22 protein-coding genes are annotated in these 22,854 nt (G+C 67.6%); 11 read left to right on the plus strand and 11 right to left on the minus strand.

Annotated features, from left to right (window positions below):
* Positions 1–54: 54 nt before the first annotated feature.
* The 6 genes from ATO3_RS21660 to ATO3_RS21685 all read left to right on the plus strand — a co-directional run bounded on the left by ATO3_RS21660 (position 55) and on the right by ATO3_RS21685 (position 6,606).
* Complete coding sequence (locus ATO3_RS21660; protein ID WP_088651995.1) at positions 55–345, plus strand: SCP2 sterol-binding domain-containing protein; 291 nt, start codon at positions 55–57, stop codon at positions 343–345.
* Positions 345–1,313 carry an alpha/beta fold hydrolase gene (locus ATO3_RS21665; RefSeq protein ID WP_088651996.1) on the plus strand — a complete coding sequence of 323 codons (969 nt, stop codon included), beginning with the start codon at positions 345–347 and terminating at the stop codon, positions 1,311–1,313. Before ATO3_RS21660 ends, ATO3_RS21665 begins: the two co-directional genes overlap by 1 nt.
* 158 nt (positions 1,314–1,471) lie before the next feature.
* A complete protein-coding gene (locus ATO3_RS21670; RefSeq protein ID WP_088651997.1) occupies positions 1,472–2,479 on the plus strand; it encodes a ligase-associated DNA damage response exonuclease in 1,008 nt (335 codons plus the stop codon).
* Positions 2,476–4,068, plus strand: a complete 1,593-nt coding sequence (locus ATO3_RS21675) for an ATP-dependent DNA ligase (RefSeq protein ID WP_088651998.1) — start codon at positions 2,476–2,478, stop codon at positions 4,066–4,068. The genes ATO3_RS21670 and ATO3_RS21675 overlap by 4 nt, the downstream gene beginning before the upstream one ends.
* A 235-nt stretch (positions 4,069–4,303) precedes the next feature.
* On the plus strand, positions 4,304–6,124 hold the full coding sequence (locus ATO3_RS21680; protein WP_088651999.1) for a M3 family oligoendopeptidase: 1,821 nt from the start codon (positions 4,304–4,306) through the stop codon (positions 6,122–6,124).
* Positions 6,121–6,606, plus strand: coding sequence for a GNAT family N-acetyltransferase (locus tag ATO3_RS21685; protein ID WP_088652000.1), 486 nt, complete (start codon positions 6,121–6,123; stop codon positions 6,604–6,606). The genes ATO3_RS21680 and ATO3_RS21685 overlap by 4 nt, the downstream gene beginning before the upstream one ends.
* A gap of 292 nt (positions 6,607–6,898) precedes the next feature.
* Here the strand turns inward: ATO3_RS21685 and ATO3_RS21690 are convergent, their stop codons facing one another.
* The 5 genes from ATO3_RS21690 to rpoH all read right to left on the minus strand — a co-directional run bounded on the left by ATO3_RS21690 (position 6,899) and on the right by rpoH (position 11,142).
* On the minus strand, positions 6,899–7,483 hold the full coding sequence (locus ATO3_RS21690; protein ID WP_143747323.1) for a hypothetical protein: 585 nt from the start codon (positions 7,481–7,483) through the stop codon (positions 6,899–6,901).
* Positions 7,484–7,565: 82 nt separating this feature from the next.
* Entirely contained in the window at positions 7,566–7,835 is a 270-nt protein-coding gene (locus ATO3_RS21695) for a DksA/TraR family C4-type zinc finger protein (protein WP_088652002.1), read from the minus strand.
* 222 nt (positions 7,836–8,057) lie between these two features.
* Positions 8,058–9,032, minus strand: coding sequence for a Gfo/Idh/MocA family protein (locus ATO3_RS21700; protein ID WP_088652003.1), 975 nt, complete (start codon positions 9,030–9,032; stop codon positions 8,058–8,060).
* Between the two features lie 130 nt (positions 9,033–9,162).
* Positions 9,163–10,089, minus strand: coding sequence for a capsular polysaccharide export protein, LipB/KpsS family (locus ATO3_RS21705; protein ID WP_088652004.1), 927 nt, complete (start codon positions 10,087–10,089; stop codon positions 9,163–9,165).
* Between the two features lie 156 nt (positions 10,090–10,245).
* Complete coding sequence (gene rpoH / locus ATO3_RS21710; RefSeq protein WP_088652005.1) at positions 10,246–11,142, minus strand: RNA polymerase sigma factor RpoH; 897 nt, start codon at positions 11,140–11,142, stop codon at positions 10,246–10,248.
* 299 nt (positions 11,143–11,441) lie between these two features.
* Between rpoH and ATO3_RS21715 the strand changes: the two genes are divergently transcribed.
* Complete coding sequence (locus ATO3_RS21715; protein WP_088652006.1) at positions 11,442–12,116, plus strand: DUF4386 domain-containing protein; 675 nt, start codon at positions 11,442–11,444, stop codon at positions 12,114–12,116.
* Between the two features lie 3 nt (positions 12,117–12,119).
* Here ATO3_RS21715 and ATO3_RS21720 read toward each other — a convergent pair whose 3' ends face one another.
* The gene (locus ATO3_RS21720; protein ID WP_088652007.1) at positions 12,120–13,145 is read right to left on the minus strand and encodes an RluA family pseudouridine synthase; all 1,026 of its coding nucleotides are present in this window, start codon (positions 13,143–13,145) and stop codon (positions 12,120–12,122) included.
* Here ATO3_RS21720 and ATO3_RS21725 point away from each other — a divergent pair.
* Positions 13,144–13,449, plus strand: coding sequence for a DUF6476 family protein (locus ATO3_RS21725; RefSeq protein WP_088652008.1), 306 nt, complete (start codon positions 13,144–13,146; stop codon positions 13,447–13,449). The two genes, ATO3_RS21720 and ATO3_RS21725, sit on opposite strands and share 2 nt — an antisense overlap.
* Positions 13,450–13,554: 105 nt before the next feature.
* Entirely contained in the window at positions 13,555–15,978 is a 2,424-nt protein-coding gene (locus tag ATO3_RS21730; protein ID WP_143747324.1) for a hypothetical protein, read from the plus strand.
* Positions 15,979–16,102: 124 nt separating this feature from the next.
* On the opposite strand, the gene ATO3_RS21735 is transcribed toward ATO3_RS21730, so the two are convergent.
* Positions 16,103–16,336, minus strand: coding sequence for a hypothetical protein (locus ATO3_RS21735; protein WP_088652010.1), 234 nt, complete (start codon positions 16,334–16,336; stop codon positions 16,103–16,105).
* A 230-nt stretch (positions 16,337–16,566) separates the two neighbouring features.
* Between ATO3_RS21735 and ATO3_RS21740 the strand changes: the two genes are divergently transcribed.
* Entirely contained in the window at positions 16,567–16,944 is a 378-nt protein-coding gene (locus ATO3_RS21740) for a hypothetical protein (protein ID WP_088652011.1), read from the plus strand.
* A gap of 560 nt (positions 16,945–17,504) precedes the next feature.
* On the opposite strand, the gene ATO3_RS21745 is transcribed toward ATO3_RS21740, so the two are convergent.
* Genes ATO3_RS21745 through ATO3_RS21760 form a run of 4 tightly spaced genes read right to left on the minus strand, consistent with a single transcriptional unit; the run spans position 17,505 to position 21,731 of the window.
* On the minus strand, positions 17,505–18,488 hold the full coding sequence (locus ATO3_RS21745; protein ID WP_088652012.1) for a sugar-binding transcriptional regulator: 984 nt from the start codon (positions 18,486–18,488) through the stop codon (positions 17,505–17,507).
* Between the two features lie 3 nt (positions 18,489–18,491).
* Positions 18,492–19,157: a class II aldolase/adducin family protein gene (locus ATO3_RS21750; RefSeq protein WP_088652013.1), complete on the minus strand. Its 666-nt coding sequence runs from the start codon at positions 19,155–19,157 to the stop codon at positions 18,492–18,494.
* Positions 19,150–20,208: a zinc-binding dehydrogenase gene (locus ATO3_RS21755; protein ID WP_233152257.1), complete on the minus strand. Its 1,059-nt coding sequence runs from the start codon at positions 20,206–20,208 to the stop codon at positions 19,150–19,152. The genes ATO3_RS21750 and ATO3_RS21755 overlap by 8 nt, the downstream gene beginning before the upstream one ends.
* A 5-nt stretch (positions 20,209–20,213) precedes the next feature.
* The gene (locus ATO3_RS21760; protein WP_158218036.1) at positions 20,214–21,731 is read right to left on the minus strand and encodes an FGGY-family carbohydrate kinase; all 1,518 of its coding nucleotides are present in this window, start codon (positions 21,729–21,731) and stop codon (positions 20,214–20,216) included.
* A gap of 115 nt (positions 21,732–21,846) precedes the next feature.
* Here ATO3_RS21760 and ATO3_RS21765 point away from each other — a divergent pair, with 115 nt between their 5' ends.
* A complete protein-coding gene (locus ATO3_RS21765) occupies positions 21,847–22,815 on the plus strand; it encodes a sugar ABC transporter substrate-binding protein (protein ID WP_198963335.1) in 969 nt (322 codons plus the stop codon).
* The last annotated feature ends 39 nt before the right edge of the window (positions 22,816–22,854 follow it).

Here is a 22,854-nt window from a genome sequence, read left to right on the forward strand (position 1 = left end):
TAGCAGACCCGGATTACCAGACACGGCTGCGTCAAATTTCAGGGACCGTTGATCATGAGCGAATATCTCCAGGACATGTTGGAAGAGCTGAAACCGCGCCTCGAAGAGGCAAGCTTCGACGGCACCGCCAAGATTTCCGTGCCCGGGGAAGGCGCCATCGTCTTCACCTCCGAGACCGCCGAGATCTCGGATGCCGACAGCGATGTGACCATGACGGCCGACGCCGACACGTTCCGCGCGATCTTCAACAAGGAACTCGACCCGACGGCGGCCTTCATGTCCGGCCGGCTGACGATCGACGGCGACATGGGCATGGCGATGCAGCTGGCGCAGGTCCTCGCCTGATGGATCTTCAGGCGGCGCCGCTCTTCGAGGACATCGCCCCGGGGCCGGAGAGCGGTGCCGCCTGGTGGCTGCGGGCCAGCGACGGGGTGCGGCTGCGCGTCGCGACCTGGCCGCTGGACGACGCGCGCGGGACGGTCCTGCTGTTTCCCGGGCGCACCGAATATGTCGAGAAATACGGGCTGGCGGCCGCCGATTTCGCCGCGCGCGGCTACGCGACGCTGGCGGTGGACTGGCGCGGCCAGGGCCTGGCCGACCGCCTGGTGCCCGACCCGCGTGTCGGCCATGTCGAGGCGTTCTCGGATTACCAGCGCGACGCCGAGGCCGCGCTCGTGCTGGCCGCCGAGCTTGACCTGCCCCGGCCCTGGCACCTTCTGGGCCATTCCATGGGCGGCGCCATCGGCCTCGCGGCGGTGATGGAGGGGCTGCCGGTGGCGTCGTGTTCCTTCACCGGGCCGATGTGGGGGATCTCTCTGGCGCCGGTGATCCGCCAGATCGGCTGGACACTGGCAAATGTCGCGCCGCGCGTGGGCTTCGGTCACCGGCTGCCGCCCTCGACCAGCTACGAGAACTACGTGACCCGGCATCCGTTCGAGAACAACGTGCTGACCACCGATCCCGGGATGTACGACATGATGCGCGCCCAGATCGCGGCGCATCCCGATCTCGCGCTTGGCGGGCCGACGCTGACCTGGCTGCGCGAGGCGCTGAAGGTGACGGCGATGATGGCGCCGCGCGGCTCTCCGGACCTGCCCTGCCTGACGATCCTGGGCGGGCTGGAGCGCATCATCGACGTGGACCGCGTCCACCACCGCATGGCGGCCTGGCCCAGGGGCGAGCTGGTCGTGATCCCCGGCGCCGAGCACGAGGTGATGATGGAGGGGCCGGAGATCCGAAAGCAAATCTTCGACCGGCTGGTGGCGCATTACGACGCGGCGGCAGTACAGGAGACGGCCGCGCAGAGCGCGTGAGTCCCTGTCTTCAGGGGGCGCTGCCCCCGTCCGCCCATGGCGGACTCCCCCGGAGGTATTTTGCCAAGGTGAAGACAGGACGTGGCGCTTCGTTCATGAGGTGTGTCGCGGGATGTGAAGGCTCTGGACCGGGGCGGCGGGCGCGCTAGGCTTGGATCATGCGCGCGCCGGTTCTCACCTTTACCGATCACGGGATCTATTGCCCGGCCGGGGATTTCTTTGTCGATCCCTGGCGGCCGGTGGAACGGGCGCTGATCACCCATGGGCATGCGGATCACGCGCGGTCCGGCATGGGGTCCTACCTGTCGACAGATGCCGCAGCACCCGTCCTGCGCCACAGGCTGGGCGAGATCACCCTCGACACGGTGGCCTTTGGCGAGACACGCCGGATCGGCGGGGCGAGCGTGTCGTTCCACCCCGCCGGCCATGTCCCCGGCTCCGCCCAGATCCGGGTCGAGGTGGACGGCGAGGTCTGGGTCGTGTCCGGCGATTACAAGACCGTGCCCGACGGGCTGTCGGAGCCCTTTGAACCGGTGCGCTGCCACGCCTTCATCTCGGAATGCACCTTTGGCCTGCCGGTCTTTCGCTGGCGCCCGCAGGCCGAGCTGGCCACCGAGATCGCCGCCTGGTGGCGGGACAGCGTCGCCGCCGGGCGCACACCGATCCTTGGCGCCTATTCCCTGGGCAAGGCCCAGCGGCTGCTGTCGCTGCTTGACCCCGCGCAGGGGCCGATCCTGACCCATGGCGCGGTCGAGAACACCACCCAGGTCCTGCGCGACCAGGGCTACGGCCTGCCCGAGACCGTTCCCGTCACGCCCGAGACCAAAGCCAAGGACCATCCCGGGGCGCTCGTTCTCTGCCCGCCCTCGGCCATCGGCTCCGCCTGGTCGCGGCGCTTCGGGACGCTGTCGACCGGCTTCGCCTCCGGCTGGATGCAGCTGCGCGGCGTGCGCCGCCGCCGCGCCGCCGACCGGGGCTTCGTGATCTCGGACCATGCCGACTGGGACGGGCTGAACAGCGCCATCGCCGAGACCGGGGCCGAACGCCTCTTTGTCACCCATGGCTACACCGAGATCTTCAGCCGCTGGCTGCAGGACCGGGGCCTCGATGCGCAGATCGTGCCGACCGAGTTCGAGGGCGAGACGCTGGAGGCCGAGGCCTCGTGAAACGCTTCGCCCGTCTCTTCACCCGGATCGACCAGACCACGAAGACCAACGTGAAGGTCGCGGCCCTGGCCGAATACCTGGCAGAGGCGCCTGAGGACGACCGGCTCTGGACCGTCGCGCTGTTCTCGGGGCGGCGGCCCAAGCGCGCGGTCACCACCACGCGGCTGCGCGAATGGGCGGCCGAGCGCGCCGGCCTGCCGCTGTGGCTGTTCGAGGAGGCCTATCCGATCGTCGGCGACCTGGCCGAGACCATCGCGCTGATCCTGCCGCCGCCGTCGGGCACCTCGGACCTGTCGCTGACCCACTGGATCCACGCCCTGACCGAGCTGTCTCAGCAGCCCGAGGAGGCGCGCAAGGCGGCCGTCCTTGCCGCCTGGGACCAGCTCGACACCACGGAACGGTTCCTCTTCAACAAGCTGCTGACGGGCGGTTTCCGCATCGGCATCAGCCAGAAGCTCATGACCCGCGCGCTGGCCCAGGCCACCGGGCGCGACGAGGCAGAGCTGGCCCACCGCCTGATGGGCGACTGGACGCCCGCGACCACCTCTTGGGAGGCGCTGATCACCTCCGACGATCCGGTCGCGCGGGACAGCCGCCCCTATCCCTTCTACCTCGCCTATGCGCTGGAGGACCGACCGGACAGCCTTGGTCCTCCGTCGGACTGGCACGCCGAATGGAAATGGGACGGCATCCGCGGCCAGCTGATCCTGCGCGGCGGCCAGCATTTCACGTGGTCGCGTGGCGAGGAGCTGATGACCGACCGGTTTCCGGAACTGGCCCGCGCGCTGGATTTCCTGCCCGACGGTGTTGTCCTGGATGGCGAGATCCTCGCCTGGGCCGGGGGCCAGCCCCTGCCCTTCAACGCGCTGCAGAAGCGGATCGGGCGCAAGAGTGTCCCGAAGGCGCTGCTGACCGAGGCGCCCGTGATCCTTTATGCCTACGACCTTCTGGAACAGGATGCCGAAGACCTGCGCGCCCTGCCCTTCGCCGACCGCCGCGCGCGGCTGGAGGCGCTGGTCTCGGACCTGCCCGCAGATGCGCCGATCCGCCTGTCGCCGACCATCGCCTTTGACGATTGGGAGACGCTCGCGACGCTCCGCACAAATGCCCGCGACCACCAGTCCGAGGGGCTGATGCTCAAGCGGCTGGACAGCCCCTATCTTGCAGGGCGCAAGAAGGGCGACTGGTGGAAATGGAAGCTTGACCCGCTGACCATCGACGCGGTGATGATCTACGCGCAGTCTGGCCACGGCCGCCGCGCCAACCTGTTCACCGATTTCACCTTCGCGGTCTGGAAGGGCAACGACCTCGTTCCCTTCACCAAGGCCTATTCCGGCCTGACCGACGCCGAGTTCCGCCAGATCACCGCCTGGGTGCGAAAGAACACGCAGCAGCGCTTTGGCCCGGTCCGGCAGGTGACGCCCGAGCATGTCTTCGAGATCGCCTTCGAAGGCATCCAGGCCTCGCCGCGCCACAAGTCCGGCGTCGCCCTGCGGTTCCCCCGGATGGCGCGCTGGCGCAAGGACAAGCCGGTGCAGGAGGCCAATACCTTCGAAGACCTCCAGGCGATGCTCGAGCTTTACGGGTGAGTTTGGGGGCGCTGCCCCCGTCCGCCGATGGCGGCCTCCCCCGGAGATATTTTTCCCAAGAAGAAGACGCGGGCGCGGCGCTCCTGTCTTCTTCTTGGAAAAAAATACTCCGTTGATCCGTCTCCGCCCGCGCGACGGCGGGACCTTACGCCCCAAGAAGAACGTCGACGCAGCGGTTGTCTGTCCCGCGGGGCGGGCATAGGTTCACTGCCAAACCCGAACCCGGAGATCCCAGATGCTTCACCTGCCCTTCCCTGTCCGCGATGCCGCAACCGAAACCGGGTCGGGGGGCCTGGGCGATCTGCCGGTCTGGGACCTGACCGACCTTTACGCCGCGCCCGACGCGCCGGAACTGCAGGCCGACCTGGATTTCGTCGAGAAAGCCTGCGCCGAGTTCGCCGCGGATTACGAGGGCAAGCTGGCCGAGTTGGACGCCGCGGGGATGCTGAAGTGCGTGCAGCGCGACGAGGCGATCTCGACCAAGATGGGACGGATCATGTCCTATGCCGGGCTGCGCTATTACCAGAAGACCACCGATGCCGGGCGCGCCAAGCAGCTGTCGGACCTGCAGGAGAAGATCACAAACTTCTCTACCCCGATGGTCTTCTTCACGCTGGAGCTCAACCGCCTGCCCGACGATCACCTGGACACGCTCTTTGCCCAGAACGCCGATCTCGCCCGGTACAAGCCGATCTTCGACCGCATCCGCGCGATGAAGCCGCACCAGCTGTCGGACGAGCTGGAGAATTTCCTGCATGACCTGGGCGTCGTCGGCGACGCCTGGGAGCGGCTGTTTGACGAGACCATCGCCGGGCTGACCTTCGAGGTCGCCGGCGAGACCCGCAACATCGAGGGCACGCTGACGCTTCTGACCGAGCAGGACCGCGACCTGCGCGAGGAGGCCGCCCGCGAGGTGGCCGCCGTGCTGGCCGACAACGTCAAGACCTTCGCCCGGGTGCACAACACCCAGGCCAAGGAGAAGGAGATCGTGGACCGCTGGCGCAAGATGCCCTCGCCGCAGCATGGCCGCCACGTGTCGAACCAGGTCGAGCCCGAGGTCGTCGAGGCGCTGCGCACCGCCGTGGTGGGCGCCTACCCCCGCCTCAGCCACCGCTATTACGAGCTCAAGCGCAAATGGCTGGGCCTGGACAAGATGCAGGTCTGGGACCGCAACGCGCCCCTGCCCATGGAGGACGAGCGCAAGATCGGCTGGGCCGAGGCCGAAAAGACCGTGATGGAGGCCTACGGCGCCTTCGACCCCCGCATGACCGAGATCGCCGCGCCCTTCTTCTCCAACGGCTGGATCGACGCCGGCGTGACCGAGGGCAAGGCGCCCGGCGCCTTCGCTCATCCCACCGTGACCGAGGTTCACCCCTACATCCTGCTGAACTATCTCGGCAAACCGCGTGACGTGATGACCCTGGCGCATGAGCTGGGCCACGGCGTGCACCAGGTGCTGGCCGCCGAACAGGGCGAGATGCTGTCGTCGACCCCGCTCACCCTGGCCGAAACCGCCAGCGTCTTCGGCGAGATGCTGACCTTCCGCAAGCTGCTCGACGATGCCGAAACCAAGCAGCAGCGCAAGGTGCTGCTGGCCGGCAAGGTCGAGGACATGATCAACACCGTGGTCCGCCAGATCGCCTTCTACGATTTCGAATGCAAGCTGCACGACGCGCGCCGCGGCGGGGAACTTACCCCGGACGACATCAACGCGCTGTGGATGTCGGTGCAGGGCGAAAGCCTCGGCCCCGCCTTCGAATTCATGGACGGCTACGAGGTCTTCTGGTCCTACATCCCCCACTTCGTCCACTCGCCCTTCTACGTCTATGCCTATGCCTTCGGCGACGGGCTCGTGAATGCGCTCTACTCGGTCTATGCCGAGGGCGACGCGGGCTTCCAGGACAAGTATTTCGACATGCTGAAGGCCGGCGGATCCAAGCACCACAAGGAGCTGCTGGCACCCTTCGGCCTTGATGCCAGCGATCCGGCCTTCTGGGACAAGGGGCTCGACATGATATCGGGCTTCATCGACGAGCTGGAGGCGATGGAGGAATGACAGCCGCGCGCCCCTTGGTGACGCTGGACCCCATCGAGGCGGCCGATATCGGCCGCCTGTCCCATTTCACCCTGCCGCCGGAACAGGCGGGCTTTGCCGACCTGCCGGGCAAGGTGCTGTCCGACAGTCCGGCGCGCGATGGCCACGTGATCCTTGCCGACGGAGAGCCGGCCGGGTTCTTCGCCATCGACCGGGATTACGCCGAAACCCACGATTTCGCCGATCCGGGCGCAATCGGTCTGCGCATGTTCTCGGTCGATCACGCCCAGCAGGGGCGCGGCATCGCCAGCGCCGCGGCGCGGGCGATGGCGGGCTATTTCCGCGACCGCTATCCGGGTATCGGCAGCTGCTGGCTTACCGTCAACTGCCGCAACCCGGGCGCGCGGGCTGTCTATCTCAAGGGCGGCTTCACGGATACCGGCGCGCTTTACCACGGCGGCGGCTTCGGCCCGCAGCACATCATGCGGCTGGCCCTGGACTGACGGGCACGGGGAGCGGTGGGGTAAAACCCCACCCTACATGTCCGTCCCGCCCGGCTGCGGCCGAGGGCATGGGGGTTCGCCCCACCGCGTCCATCGGCGTCCATCCACGTCGGCCGGGCCGGATGCGAAGGTAGGATGTAATCGGCAGGGGGCGGCCGGCGCCCGTGCCTCTGCAAGGGCTCTGCGCCAAAGGCGCTTGTTCGCCGCATGAAAGAACATCCACGCCGGGTCCGCAAGGCAGTCCGGCCTGCCTGGCCGGCCCTGTCCTTCGCGACAGGGGCAGATGGCAGGATCAGGACGACCGGAACCGCTTGCCCGGATCGAACCCGCACCATTCCGCCGCCTTCAGCCAGGTCGCGGTGAACCCGTTCAGCGCATAGGTCTCGTAGATCGTCATCTGCCCCTGCCGGGTCACACCGACCGTCATCACGTCGCCCGCGCGCAGGCTGCGGACCGTTCCGGCCACGCCGCTGTTGCCTGCATCCGCGCTGACCTCCCATTCGCCGAACTCGTTCTCCATCTCCGAGATCTCAAGCTGCTGCGACACCGGGATGACCTGCCCGTCCACGATGAAAGAGACCGCATCGCCGTCGATCAGCGGCGACGGATAGCCGCGCGGCGCCACCGGCACGTAGCTCAGGCTAGCATCCGCGCCGTCCTCGCCCACGGTGATGCCGAAAACCCCGGCCCCGTCCGAGCCTGTCCAGACCTCGCAACCGCCGAAGCCGGGGAAATCGGGGTTGGCGAAGAACCGCACGTGCCAGGCGCCGTTGCTCCAGCTGTCCACGTCCACGGTGCCCGCCCGGGCCATATCGGCCGTGCCCCACGGCCACGCCAAAAGGCCGGCCAGCGCCATCATCAACTGTCGTCCGTTCATCTGCCATCCCGTCCTGTCGCGTGTCTCGACAGAATGGGCCGGCGAGGTTTTACATTTCGTGAAGAGCGCCGGGCGCGCAGGCTCACTTCAGCTGGCTGTCCTTCGATCCGCGCCGGTTGATCCCGCCGCGCGCCTTGTAGGCCCCGTCGCGCTCCTGCTGGCAGTCGAGGCACAGCTTGACCCCCGGAATGGCCAGCCGGCGTTTCTCGGGGATCTCTTCCTCGCATTCGGCGCAATGGGTCAGGCTTTCGCCCTGCGGCCGCTTTGCCGCCCGCAACCGTGCCAGTTCGTCCGAGATCGAGGCCTCGATCTGTTCATTCACCGCGCCGTCGCGGGACCATCCGCCTGCCATGCCAGCTTCTCCTTTCGCGATGCTTTTAATCTAGGGCCGATCGGCAGCCCCGTCCATCGGGACGGCACGCGCCGCCCCCAACGCCCGGGGGCGGGCACAGGCCCGATCCGGGCCGAAACGCCCCCGTGGCTTGAGAGGGCAATGCGTTACCAATCGGTAAACGCGCCCTCGCAACCCCTTGATTTTCCTGGACCGACCTGATGTCCCACGCGTGGGACACCCTTAAAGGCTGACCGCCCCGTCATAGATCCGGTCCAGCGCCACCTGGGTCCCCCGCGTGAACTCCAGCGAACAGCCATAGGGCACGCCCTCGCGCAGGCTGCGCCCGAAATTCTGGACCTGCAGCACGTAGTGATTGGCCGAGGGGAAGCGCTTGCTCTCCACCACCAGCCCGGGCGCATGCAGCTCCACCCGGGCCTCTCCGAAGACGCCGGCGTTGAACGGCGCCGTCACCCGGATCGTGCCGGTCGTGCCGTGGAAGGACATCTCCTGATACAGGCCCATCCGCATCGACACGTAAGAGGAATAGGTGAAGCCCGGGAAGGTCGCCTCGATCGCGGCAAAGCTGTCGATCCCCTTGTCCCAGCGGATCTTGGCGCCGATCTCGTCGGGCTCCTGCCCGGTGGCGAACCGCACCGATCCCAGAACATAGACCCCGATGTCGCGCAGGGCCCCGCCGCCGGTCTCGGCCCGGTTGCGGATATTGCCGGTTTCGGCGGAATTGTCGAAGCTGAAGGCGCCCCGCACGTGGACCAGCTCGCCGATCCGGCCGTTGGCGATCCAGTCACGCACCAGCTGCCATTGCGGGTGATGGACGATCATGAAGGCCTCGGCCGCCAGCACGCCGGCCTTGTCCCGGGCCTCGATGATCGCGTCGATCTCCTCGGCCTTCAGCGCGATCGGCTTTTCGCACAGAACGGCCTTGCCGGCGGCGATCGCCTTCAGGGTCCACTCGACATGCATGTGGTTCGGCAGCGGGACATAGACCGCGTCGATCCCCGGGTCGGCCAGCAGCGCGTCGTAATCGGCATGCACCTTGAGCCCCGGCGCAAAGGCCTGGAAGGCCGCCGCCTTCTCCTGCGAACCGGTCGCCAGCGCCGCCAGTTCGGCCCCCGACGCGGCGTGGATCGCCGGCCCCATATGTTCACGGGCGAATTTCGCCGCCCCGAGAATGCCCCAGCGCACCGGAGTGGTCATGTCGTCTCTCCTTCTTCTGCCCGCGCGGGCCAGGCGCCTCGGCCCCCGACCGTCGCCCGCAGGGTAGCGTCTCTGTCGGCAGGCACCAGCCCCAAGGCCCCCGGTTCAGCCCCCGCCGCGCCGGCGGCCGTCAAAGCCCGGCCTCCACCCGCTCCAGAAAGCGCCGCGCCAGGGCCGGATCGGTCGTCGACAGGCATTGCAGCCCGAAATACCAGTAGACATACTTGTCATAGGCCCGCTTCCTCGGCCTGCCCCCCAGCGCCTCGGCCAGTTCCTCGGGTGTTTTCGCCACCTTCGCCAGGTGATGGAAATCCGCCTGACCGCACAGCACCACGGGCTTGCGGTGCAGGCAGGCCTCGATGCCCACGGCCGAGTTGATCGTCACCACCCGCTCGCAGGCCGCGAGGATATCGTGGATATTGCCGCCCGAGACGGTCAGCCGGCAATGCCGCGCCGCCAGCCGCCGCAGCCAGGCCGCCGTCGCCGGGTCGGTGTCGCGCGGATGCGACTTCACCACCACCGGCCCTTGCGCGGCCTCCAGCACCGTCTCCACCATCTGCTCACGCGTCAGGTGGCAGGTCTCTTCGACGTCGCGATGCGCCTCGCTCTGCAGAAAGACCGCCACGGCCCCCTCGGGCAGCGCCTCCACCGCCCCGGGCTGCGGATAGCGCGAGCTGCGCGCGCCCACGAGCCGCTTGCGCAAGCGGCGAAAGAACGGCCGCGCGGCCTCTGCATCGACCCGATCGGGATCGAACCGCAACCCGGCGATGGACGAAAACGCCCGGATCCCCCAGGGATCGACATTCCAGAACGGGTAGACATAGGCGATGCCGGCGTTCCAGACGCGCGGATGCCGGATGCGGCCGTGGTTGACCAGGTGGATCGCATCGTCCGCGCCCGCCTGTGCCGCGACCCGGCTCTTGTCCAGCGGGCGCAGGTGGACCCGCCGGCCCTCTGCCTCCAATCCATTGCGCAGGCGGTCATAAAAGGGCATCACCCCCTCACCCGAGGTGTCCAGCCAATCCTTGGGCAGATGAAAGATGATGTCGCGCGTCATGGGCGGACCCTAGCGACCCGCAGGCGCCGGCCCAAGAGGGCGCATGGCCTTCGCATCCCCCAAAAGAAAAGAAGCCCGCCAAAGCGGACCCCTGACCTTTATGCGCCCACCGTACCGAGGCGCGCCTGCAAGGGCGCGACGAGGGCCCTGCCGGGATCAGGCCGAAGCCAGCATCCCCTTCTCCTTCGCCAGGTCGCGCATCTTCTTCTGCAGCTTCTCGAAGGCGCGCACCTCGATCTGGCGGATCCGCTCGCGACTGACGCCGTATTTGCCCGACAGATCTTCCAGCGTCACCGGCTGGTCGGACAGCCGACGCTCGGTCAGGATGTCCTTCTCGCGGTCGTTCAGCACGTCCAGCGCCTCGGCCAGGAGCTCGCGCCGGGCTTCCAGCTCGTTGCGGGCCTCGTAATCGCTGGCCTGGTCGGCATCCTCGTCCTCCAGCCAGTCCTGCCATTGCATGGCGCTCTCGCCCTCGGCGCCCACGGTCGCGTTCAGCGAGGCGTCGGAGCCGGCCATGCGCCGGTTCATCGAGATCACGTCATCCTCGGTCACGCCCAGATCGGTCGCGATCTGCTTGACGTTCTCGGGCCGCAGGTCGCCGTCTTCCAGCGCGCCCAGCTTGGCCTTCGCCTTGCGCAGGTTGAAGAACAGCTTCTTCTGCGCCGAGGTCGTGCCCAGCTTCACCAGGCTCCAGGACCGCAGGATGTACTCCTGGATCGAGGCGCGGATCCACCACATGGCATAGGTCGCCAGACGGAAGCCCTTTTCGGGATCGAACCGTTTCACCGCCTGCATCAGGCCCACGTTGGCCTCCGAGATCACCTCGGCCTGGGGCAGCCCGTAGCCGCGATAGCCCATGGCGATCTTGGCCGCCAGTCGCAGGTGCGAGGTCACCAGCCGGTGCGCGGCCTCGGTGTCCTGTTCCTCGACCCAGCGCTTGGCCAGCATGTATTCTTCTTCCGGTTCCAGAAGGGGAAACTTCCGGATTTCCTGCAGGTAACGGTTCAGCCCGCCCTCCGGCGAGGGAACCGGTAGATTTCCATAATTGGCCAAGGCTCTGCCTCCCAATGTTTATACCTTTAACATCTCATATGGAGCTCTGACACTCCGCTACAAGGGTAGGAACGCGAATATGGGCCAAAAGTTTACAGATCGTTAGCGCTCAAGGCCCGCGCTCACGCGCACGTGCTGTTCATGTCAGAGCAACCGATGGGAATTGCCCCTATCCATACATTTTTGCATGGGTAATGTCAAGATTTCGCCAATACCGAAAGATCATTGTATCCTCTAGATCAGGCGGCAGCCCATCAGGGTATCCAATGTTTCCGCCCGTTTCACCTAAAGAGGTCGCCATGCCCGCTTCCCTGCCCGCCTCTCCGGCCAGCCCCGCACCGCGTCCCCGGCCCGGGGCCCGCCCGATGGCCCGGCTGGCCGGGGCGCTTTATCTGCTGATCATCGGCACCGGGCTGAGCGCCGAATTTGCCCTGCGCGGGCCGCTGCTGGCCTCTCCGTCCCCGCTTGCGAACATCGCGGCGGCCGCGCCCGCCTTCCGGCTGAGCCTGCTGGGCGATCTCGTGATGCTGCTGGCCGATGTCACGCTGGCGCTGCTGTTCTTCCAGCTGCTGCGCGGGGTCTCGGCGCCGCTGGCGCTGGCGGCGATGGTCTTCCGCCTGATGCAGGCGGCGCTGATCGGCATGGGGCTGATCCTGCTGTCGCAGGTGCCGGTGCTGGCGGATCAGCCGGGGCTTGCCACCGCGATCCTGGGGATCCATGCGACGGGCTACGACGTGGCGCTGGTCTTCTTTGGCGTGAATTCCGCACTGCTGGCGCTGCTGCTGCACCGGGGCGGCGCGGTGCCCCGGATTCTGGTGCTGGCCATGGGCGGGTCGGCGGCGGTCTATGTCTCGGGCGGCGTGCTGCGGCTGGTGGCGCCAGAGCTGAGCGATGCCCTGCTGCCCGCCTACCTGCTGCCGCTTCTGGCCGAGACCGGGCTGGCGCTCTGGCTGGTGATCCGGGGGCGGGTCTAGGCTCTACCCCCTCAGCGCCGCGAGCAGATCGGCGAAATCCTCCGGCAAGGGCGCCTCGAAGCGCAAAGCCTCGCCCGTGACGGGATGGTCGAAGCCCAGAACCGCCGCGTGCAACGCCTGACGCCGGAAGCCGCGCACCGCTTCGGCCGCCGCCTCGGTCAGCGCCCTGGCGGGCAGTTTGCGCGCCCCGCCATAGGTCGGATCGCCCACCAGCCCGTGGCCGGCATGGGCCATGTGCACGCGGATCTGGTGGGTCCGCCCGGTCTCAAGCCGGCATTCCACCAGCGCGAGGCAGGGCGGCGTGCCGAAGCTCTCCTGTAGCCGGGCGCGGGTGACCGCGTGGCGACCGCCGTCGAAGCGCACGGCCTGCTTCTGGCGATCCGTGCGGTGCCGGTCGAGCCCGGTGGTGATCTTCAGCACGTTGCCGGGTTCAAAGCTGACCCCGCGCATGCCGCGCAGGCGGGGATCGGCGGCATCCGGCACGCCGTAGACCAGCGCCTGGTAGGCGCGCTCGGCCGTGTGGGCGGCGAATTGATCGGCCAGCCCGTGATGCGCGGCGTCGGACTTGGCGATGACCAGCAGGCCCGAGGTCTCCTTGTCGATCCGGTGCACGATGCCGGGCCGTTTCACACCGCCCACGCCCGATAGATCCGCACCGCAATGGGCCAGCAGCGCGTTGACCAGCGTGCCCGAGGGCGTGCCGGGGGCAGGATGCACGACCATGCCGGCGGGCTTGTTCACCACGATCAGGTCGTCGTCCTCGAAGGCGATCTCCAGCGGGATATCCTCGGGGCCGATATGGCTGTCCTCGGCCTCTTCGACGGTGATGCGGATCCCGGCGCCGGCGGCGACCCGGGCCTTGGGGTCGGTGACGACCTGGCCGTCCACCGACACCGCGCCCTCGGCGATCAGCCGGGCCAGCCGGGTCCGCGAGAGCGCGGCGCTCTCTGGCACATCGCGCGAAAGCGCCTTATCAAGGCGCGGCGGCGGGTTGTCCGCCAGTGTGAAAGAGACGATACGCGCGCCCATGGAACCTCTTCCGTCCGAAGACGATTATGTCGAGCCCGCCAACCTGCGTTTCCTGCGCCGGCTGGTGACGGTGCTGACGACGGTGATGATCGGCGGGCTTGTAATCGTCGTCGGCCTGCTTGTCATCCGATACCAGCGTCCCGCGCCCCTGCCCTTGCCGGACGAGATCGCCCTGCCCGAGGGCACGGCGGTGCAGGCGGTGACCTATGGGCCGGATTTCTACCTGGTTGTGACGCAGGGCCGCGAGGTGCTGGTCTATGACCGAGGCTCGGGCACGTTGCGCAAGACGCTGGCGCTGGACTGAGCCTGCGCCCCGCCTGACGGCGCGTCTCGCGGGGGCACGGCCCCGGTTGCCGCCCCCGGGGACGGGAACTAGGATCAAGAAGCCGTTCCCCGGAGAGCCCGCCCCGTGCCCAAGCCTACCGCCCCGTCTTCTTCCGACCGGATGTCGCGCGTCGCCGACCTGCTGCGCGCGGCGGCGGAGATCCTGGCCGAAGACCCCTGCGCGCCCGAGATGATCATCGGCCTGGCGACCCTGCTGGCCGAGGCCGGCGAGGCGGAGACCGGCGACCGGCTGCTGGCCCGGCTGCTCGACCAGATCCCGACCCACCGCCGCGCGACGCGGGTCCGGGCGGAGATGGCCGTGAACCGGGCGGACGCCGACCTCGCGAACACTGTGTTCGAACGCTACCTCGCCGCGCATCCCGGCGATATCGACATGCGCCTGCGCCATGCCGCCGCGCTGATTGCGCTCGACCAGCCCTCTGCCGGCCGCGCCGCATTGGCCAGGGTCGCCCCCGACGCCGACCTGCCCGCCGCTCTTGCCGCCCGCCACCGCGCTCTGCTGGCCCAGGTCGGCGCGCCACCTTCGTTTCCGCCCACCGCACCGAACGCGCCCGCGCCGGACATTCCCGGGCTGATGTCCCGCGCCCGCGCGTTGCTGCAGGCCGGAGAGCCCGCCCCGGCCGAGCCGCTGCTGCGCGAGGTGCTGCGCCACCGCCCGTCCCATCGCGGCGCGGTCCAGTGCCTTGTCCAGGCCGCGCGCCTGCGCGGAGACATGCCCGCCGCGCTGGACCTGATCGAGGCACGCCTGGCCGAGGCGCGGGACCCGGCCGAGCTGCGGCTGCTGCCGGGGTATCTCGACCTTTGCGTGCAGGCCGATGCTGGGGACCGCGCGGAGAAGGTGACGCGCGACCTCGACCTGGCCGACGCGCCGCTGACCGACCGCGAACTGCTGCGCATGGCCACCTCGGCCGAGAAACTGCAGATGACCCCGCTGACCGTCGCCGTGATCCGGCAGCTGGGTACCCTGCCCCGGCTGAGCGCCGCCAGCGCGCTGCGGCTGATCCAGATGGCGTCGGACACCGGCGGCGCGGCGCTGCGCGACCAGCTGTCCGAGGTGCTGCCCGGGCGGGTCGATCCCGCCGAGGCCGCGGACCTGCGCATCGGCCTCGCCCGGCAAGCCGAGGGGCCCTATGCCGCCCTGCGCCTGGCCCGCCGCCTGACCGGCCCGCGCCGCGACCCGGCCGCCGCCGCCCTGCTGGCCGAGGCGCTGCTGGAGGCCGCCCGGCCGGCCCTGGCCGCGCGCTACCTGGCGCGCTGTCGCAGGCGGTGGCCCGAGGACACGGGGCTTCGCCGCCTTGCTGTCACCGCCGCGCTGAACCTGGGCCGTCCCGAGCAGGCCCGCCGCGAGATTGCCGCCTGGGCGCAGGACGCAGAGGCATCCCGCGCCACCGACCGGCTTGCCAATGCCCGCGTCGCGCTGGCCTGCGCCATCGGAGACCTGGATGCGATCGACGCCGAGCTGGACGCGCTGGAGCCACGCCGACAGATCCCGCAGCTGCGCCTGCAGGTGGCCTATGGCCGCTGCGACCTGGCCGCGGCCGAGGCACAGGCCCCCGCCGCCGCCGCCGCCATGGGGCGCGGGCGCAAGGTGATGCGGCATTTCGGGACAACGCATGTGGGCTCCATGCTGGGCGAATTCCGGCTCTGGTCCGGCAGCGGCACCAGCGCGGCCGAGGGCGCGCGGGCCTTTTACTTCGCCGCCCGGCAGGTGGTCGACGGTCAGCTTGACCGGATCGCGCGATTGTCGCCCCCCGGCCTTGCGCCCCGGGGCGCTATCCCGCCGCAGGTGCTGCAATACTGGGACAGCGCCGCGCCACCGGAAGCCATCGCCGAGACGATGCAAAGCTGGGAGACAGCGCCGGGCCTGTCCTACCAGCGGTTCGACAAGCGGTCGGCCACCGAATTCCTGCGCGAGCGGTTCGGCCAGGATCATGTCCGCGCCTTCCGGCTGGCCAACCATGCCTCCGAAGCGGCAGATTTCCTGCGTCTGTGCCTGCTGCTGGACCGGGGCGGGATGTATGCCGATGCCGACGACCGGCGGACCGGCGATGCCGCGGGTCTGCTGGCGAAGGGCGGCGGGCTGATCCTGTTCCGCGAGGCCTATGGCACGCTGGCCAACAACCTGATCTGCGCCCGCCCGGGCCACCCGGTGATCGAGACCGCCGCCGAGCTTGCCCTGCGCTCGCTTCTGGCGCGCGAGAACGACGGGCCCTGGTCGAAGACCGGACCGGGTCTGATCACGCGGGCGGTGGCGCTTTACCTCGACGGCGTGAGCGACGCGGAGCTGCACGGCGACCTGGTCCTGCTGCCCGAGATCGAGATGCGGCGCTACGTTCATCCGCACCTGCGCCTGCCCTACAAAAGCTCGCCCGGCTACTGGGATCCGCGCTATGCCGGACCGGCCCGGCCGGTCATCGAGGCGCTGCGCGAAAGCTTTCTCCGGGACCAGACCACCGCGCCGGGCCTGCCTGCGTCACGGGCCGGATGATCAGCGCGCCGGGGTCCCCGCTTTCGGATGATATCGGGCCGGCAGCGCCGCCTGCCATCGCCGGCTGGCCTGGCACATGGCCCAATCCTGCCGCGCCGCATGGGCCGGAAGACATGACCTTGCGTCAGTCTTCGGGTCCTCTTCGGCTGTCCAGCACACCGAAATCCGATGAGGCAGAGCCGCTTTTAGCCTGGGAATAATAGCCTTCAGCCGCCAGACCGCGGCGGAGAAGCTCGCGCACGGCCGCCGAGCGGCTGGGCATCCGTACCTGGAACCGCCAGTTGTCCAGCGCTTCCAGTTCTTCCTGGGTCAGCATGATCTGCAAACGATCCAAACGTTTGGACGTCTTGTCGGGCATCGGGCCCCCTCCGTCGGCACCCAGTCTCTTGTCCCGTTTATGTTGTTATACCCACCGGGCTTGTCAAGATTACTCATAATACTGGGTTAACGCCGCCTGCTCAATCCACTCATGTTGCGCAGAATTGTATAATAAGCATTTGATTTAACTGGAAATAACCCCGGAACAGCCGGTATTTTCCATACGCCGAATGGACGGTCCGCTGATGGAGCCGGCTCGGAAGGAATGCAATGCAGATACTCGTGATATGCGGCGACCCGGTGCTGGCGCTGGATCTTGAATTGTTTCTCAGCGGAAACGGATACCTCCCGGTGATGACCGAATGCGGGGCGATGCATCTTCCCGGACCGGCGGACCTGGGAGACTGCGCCTCGGCGATCGTCAACATCGACCGCTTCGATGACGACACCCGCGCGGTGCTGGAACGGCTCTCTGCGTCGCAGATCCCGATCATCGCCGTCTCCTCGCTCGAAGAGGAAGACCTGACAGGCGTGCCCCCGGTCGTGGCCTGGCATGCCAAGCCGCTGTCGGTGGATTATCTGCTGCCCGACGTGCGCTCGGCCACCGCTGGCCGGCTGGCAAGGGATGCGGCGCCCGAGGCGCGGTAAGGGCGCGCCGCTACTGCCGAGATCGTCGCAGCTATCGTCGCGTGGATTTTAATGCCGTGCGCCTGGCCATCCGGCGGGTTTCGAGAAACGCGCTTCGGGCCTGACGCCATCCTCGAACACCTCAAGAGATCCCGGGTCCAACTGCGATCGTATGAAACAGCGCAGTCCCGGGCCCTGGCCTGACCGGGTCCGGTCCCGGCGCTGTCCCGCCGGGACCTGACGGGCCAGGGCCGCCGCATGCGGGCCCTGTGACTCACCTCAACCCTTGGCAGAGGGTATGACGGGGCAACTCGCGCGGCCAGAAGAATCTTGAGACAGTTCCACCGAAGGGCATCCGCGCCCGCGCACCGATGCCGGCACCGCAGCCAGCGGCGCCTCCCCCTCTCAATAAGAGTATCCGGGCAGCCGGCCACACCAGAGCGACGCAACCGCAACGGTCGGCTCACCCCGAACGCCCGTGTTGCTCGGCGGTGGCCCACTTCCCCGGTCTGTTGCCAACCGCAACCGCGGCCCCGTCCAGACGGCACCCCGGCACATGCGGGGCCCGCGGTCCGTTCGCCCTAGGGCGCGCCGCCGGAGAGGGCCTTTGCCAATTGCTGATCCACGACCAGATGGGTGACAAGACCCCCCTTCAGGGCGGCGCGGGTCGCCGTGAGGCGATCGGTGCCACAAACGACCAGAAGCCTCTTCGGCGCGGCCTTCATGTCCTCGATCGTGGCGGCGATGATGCGATCATAGGGGGCCGAGCGGACCTCTGCGCCGTTTTCGTCGATGTAACGGCAACAGATGATGCCCCGGGCGCCCTTCTCCCGGGCCAGTTGCAATTCCGCCCGGGTGCTGATCCCGGCCGCGGCCATGTGCGTGTCGTCCTCGACATGGCCGATGGACGCGATGGTCATGTCGATCCGGGACAGGCGGGCCAGCTGGGTCCGGATCGTGGGTTCCTCCCTGAGCCCTTTCGCCAGCGCTTCGCTGGAGACGATGCCGGGGGCGTGCAGCGTGTGGCAGCTTGCGCCCAGCTTGTTGGCCACCTCGATCGCACAGAACTCCGACGCGGGCACCCGTTCGGAATCCTGCGAGCCGATCAGCTGACACACCTGGGTCTGGACCACGGTGCTGCGCGGGATGGCCCGGGCGACGGCGGCGATGGTCTCGCCCCAGGCGACACCGATGCGATCGCCGGGCTCGACGATATCCAGAACCGCCATCGCCGCGACGCGCGCCACATGCGCCAGCAGGTCCTCGCGGGCGGTGGTGACATCCTCGGCCGCGTCCTTGGCGACATAGACATCCTGCAGCCCGTACATGTCGCGCAGATCGCGCGACATGGTGGAGGCGGCGAACAGCTGTCCGTCGACGCGGATTTCGACGATGCCCCTCTCGCGGCATTCACGCAGCATGTTCACGATGGTCGCGCGCGACAGCTGGAAGCGTTTCGCGATCTCGCTCTGGGTCAGGCCTTCGCCGTAATACAGCAGCGCGACGCTGGACAGCATCGAATCCTTGTCATTGCTGCCTGACAGCGATCGGAAACCCTTGTTCATGCTTCATTCATTAATGACTTTGGAGCCGGCCTGGCCATAGTTTTTGCGAAACCAGTTGTAACAGCGTTCGATTTCCTCGGGCGGCAGCTCTTCCACCGGGCCGCGGGTCATCGCCAGATGCGTGGTCATCGCCGCCTCTTCCAGGTACATCGCGTTCGACGTGGCCTCTTTCGCCGAGGTTCCCATGGTGAAGACACCATGCGCCTTGACCAGCACCGCCCAACCGCCTTCGGCAGCCTCGATGATGGCCTCGCCGGTGTCGACCTCGCCGGGGGTGGCATAGCGCGAACAGGGCACATCGCGCCCCAGCATGTGGGTGATCGGCGTCATCACCGCCGGGATCCGTTCGCCACGCGCCGCGAAACTGCTGGCGTAGGGCGAATGGGTATGCGCCACGCCGAAGACGTCGGGGCGGTGACGATAGATGTAAAGGTGAATGCCGGTGTCGACCGAGGGCTTCATCTTGCCCTCGATCACCTTGCCGTCCAGATCGACCACCACCATCGTGTCGGGCGTGAGCTTGGCGAATTTCACGCCCGAGGGCTTGATGACGACCAGCCCGGTTTCGGGATCGCGGCCCGAGACATTCCCGCCCGAGCCGACGACAAGCCCGTTGGCCGGAAGTTCATGGTTCTGCTCGCAGACGGCTTCCTTCAACGCTTCAAGCATGGGTCAGGTCCTTCTTGTCCTCGGGGATGCCGTGCGGATAGACGACGATCTTCAGGGATTTCTCGGCCTCCACCAGCATGCGGAAAGCCTCGGCGCTGTCGCTGATCTCGAACCGGTGCGAGATCGCCTCGTCCGCCTTGATGCGGCCGGCCTCCAGCAGGCGGATGTAGCTGTAGGTGTCGGTGTGGTCCGAGCTGTAGCGCGAGGTGATGGTGATCTGGTCGAAATAGGCCTTGTGACCGTCCTGTACCCAATCCACCTCGGGCGGCAGCGGTGCGCCCAGGTGCAGGCAGCCGCCCACCTCGACCAGCTCCAGCGCCTGTTTCCAGGCCGATGGGAAGGGGGCGATCACGATCACGGTGTCGGCCAGGCGGCCGTTGTTGAGCGCGCGCATCGCCTCGACCGCATCGGTGGATTTGGGATTGATCGTGTGGGTCGCGCCGAAATACTTCGCCTTCTCCAGCCGCCAGTCCGAGAAATCCAGCGCGACGACCTTGCCCGCCCCGAAGAGCGGCGCCAGGTGAACAAAGCCCTGCCCCATGAAGCCCGCGCCGACCACGGCGACGGTATCGCCCGGCTGGATGTTGCAGCGCTTCAGCCCCGACAGCACGCAGGACCACGGTTCAATGGTCACGGCGGCCTCGTCCGAAATGGAGTCGGGCAGTTTGTGGGTGTCCATTGCCAGATGCTGCGCTGTCACGCGGAAATACTCGCAGACCCCGCCGGGATCGAGCTTCATGGTCTTGTAGAACGGATCGCGCGTGAAATGCCCGCGCCGCGACAGGTGGCTGTCCACGCGGCCCACGTGGTGGTTCACGAAGACGCGGTCGCCAACCTTGTATTCGGTGACCCCGGCGCCGACCTCGACGACCTCGCCCGACGGTTCATGCCCCAGCACCTTGGGTTCGGTCTTGTACCAGGCCATCGTCTCGCCGCCGCAAAGCCCGCAGGCGCGTGTCTTCAGAAGCAACTCGCCGGGGCCGATTTCCGGAACGGGGCGGTCTTCGATGCGGATGTCGTCAATGGCGTATTGCACCGCCGCTTTCATCATGTTGCTCACGGAGTTGGCTCCTTAATTGCGTTCAGGTCATCCTGCAGGCGGCGCATCGCCGTCGAGATCCGCTCGTAGCGCCGGTAGACGCTGCAATAGGCCGCGTGGGCCTGAAGATCGGTGCGATAGGTGATCGCGTCCTCGTCACGCCGCGCCAGCCCGATCGGGTCGCCCATCCCGGCGGCCGCCGCGCCGATGCAGGCGGCGCCCCACAGGCCCTGGTCGGACAGCGGGCTGACGATGACGTCCTGCCCGATGATGTCGGCGATGATCTGGCACCAGACGCGGTTCTTCGATCCGCCTCCGGTCAGCTGCACCGGTCCGGTGGGCAGGCCGGAATGGCTTTCGAAGCAATGGCGCAGGCTCAGGGCCGTGCCCTCCATCACCGCGCGCCCCAGATCCGCCTTGGTCGTGCCGGCGCCCAGGCCCAGGAAGCCGCCGCGCATGTCCGGCGCGACGAAGGGCGCGCGTTCGCCGTTGAGATACGGCAGGAAGGTCACGCCGTTGGATCCGACGGGCACGGTTTCCACCAGCGCGTTCAGCTTTTCGGACACTTCCGAAGCCGTGTCGCCGCCCAGGCTGAGCGGGTGCAGCGCCGTGAACCAGTCGAAGGCCGCCGCGCCGGTGGAGGGCGCCAGGATGCGGATGATGGTATCGCTGGACGGATGCAGCGCCGAGGCCCCCACCGGGACCGGCACCCGGTCCGCCTTGTCGGTCAGGATGTTCACGACGGCCGTGGTCCCCATGATCAGCATGGTCTGGCCGGGCTGGTCCAGCCCCATGCCCACGATCATCGCCGCCAGATCCAGCGTACCCACCGAGACCGACAGCCCGGCCGGAAGCCCCGTCTCGGCCGCGGCCGCGTCGGTCAGGCGACCCAGCTGCTCTGTCGCGCGGCGGGGTGTCATCAGCCGGGGCTTCAGGTCCTCGCATTCGATGGACTCGAACTGGGCGTCGCTGTAGGCGCGGTCGTCCAGATCGATGAAGGGGATCGAGCCGTTCGAGAAATCCGTGGCCTTCGCCCCGGTCAGGCAGAAGCCGATCCAGTCGGCACAGGTGAAAACGGTGTCGATCTTCGCGGCTTCATCGACGTTCTTCGCCTTCAGCCAGCGCCAGATCATGCCGGAGGTGCCCGGCCAGATCGACGTGCCGGACCCGATGCCAATGGCATCCGTCCTGCCGGCCCGCACCAGCGAATCAAGGTCGTCCGAGGCGCGCGTGTCGTTCCACAGAATGGCATGTCCCGCGGGCCGGTCCTGCGCATCGAGCGCCCAGAACCCGTCGCCCTGACCGCAGATCCCGATGGACACGATCTCTTCGCCTGCGCAGCTTTCCGCGATCTCGGCCAGGCACGCGCGCGCGCCCTGCCAGACCTTCTGCATGTCCTGTTCAGCATGTCCGGGCGCGTCGCGCAGCACCGATGTCGCCTGCTCGGACTTGGCAACGCAGGTGCCGTCCGAACGGTAGGCGGCCGCCTTGATTGCCGTCGTGCCGACGTCCAGACCGATAGTGATTTTGGTCAAGTTCTGCCCCTCCACTTTTCTACAAATGGGATACTCGTTGACATTTGTAAAGAAGGTTGTTTTGGTTTCGCCACCGGCACGAGGGGGTGCCTCTTTCAAACAGGGAGGATTGAAAGTGAAGAAGTTTTTCGTTGCAACAAGCGTGGTTGCGGCTCTTGCAGGGTCGACGGCGCTCGCCGATGACCACCTGAGTCTCGAGGGAAAAACCATTGGTGTGGCCGTGGTTGGCACCCAGCACTTCTGGGATCGCGAGGCCTTCAACGGCGCGACCGACAAGGTCGAAGAGCTGGGCGGCACGGTGGTTGCCGTCGATGGCGGACGTGACAACCAGGTGCATGCCGACAACCACGACATCCTGCTGAACCGGGGCGTGGACGCGGTGATCTCGATTCTGGGCGATGGGTCTGTCGAACCCAAGTTCGAAGCACTGTCGGCAGCCGACATTCCGGTCTTCACGGTGGACCATCCCAGCCCGCATTCCGTGAACAACACCACGTCCGACAACTACTACATGGGCACGACCATCGGCCGCTACATGGCGGATGCCATCGGCGGCAAAGGCAAGGTCGCGGTCTTCAATGCGTTCGAGAATTCGCTGCGCATCTGCGGCACCCGGACCGGGCTGTGGAAATACGTGCTTCAGGACTATCCTGAAATCGAGATCATCCAGCCCGAGCTGGCCGAGGAATTCGCCAACGCGCCGGAAGACGCCCGTCGCCAGACGCTCGACCTGCTCAGCCAGTATCCCGAAGGCACGATCGACGCCATCCACGTCAGCTGCTGGGACCAGCCGGCCATCGGTGTCGTGCAGGCGCTGGAAGAAACCGGCCGGACCGACATCGTGGTGACCGCGCTGGACGGCGGGCCGGAGACGCTCGAGATCATGGCCGAAGAGGACAGCCCCTTCGTGGCGAACGTGGCCCAGCAGCCGCGCCTGATCGGGGCCACCGCTGCCGAAAACGTGGCGCGTTTCTTTGACGGCGAAACCCTGGTGCCGCAGACCTACGTGGATGTCGTTCCCGTGAACGGTCAGGCCGAGGCCATGGAAGCCTACGAAGCGCTTGGGTACGGCAGCCTCGACTGAGGCGCCTCTCTGACTGAAGTGCAGCAGGCGGCCGGATGT

The organism is Marinibacterium profundimaris, assembly GCF_002210095.1.
Taxonomy (GTDB): Bacteria; Pseudomonadota; Alphaproteobacteria; order Rhodobacterales; family Rhodobacteraceae; genus Marinibacterium; species Marinibacterium profundimaris.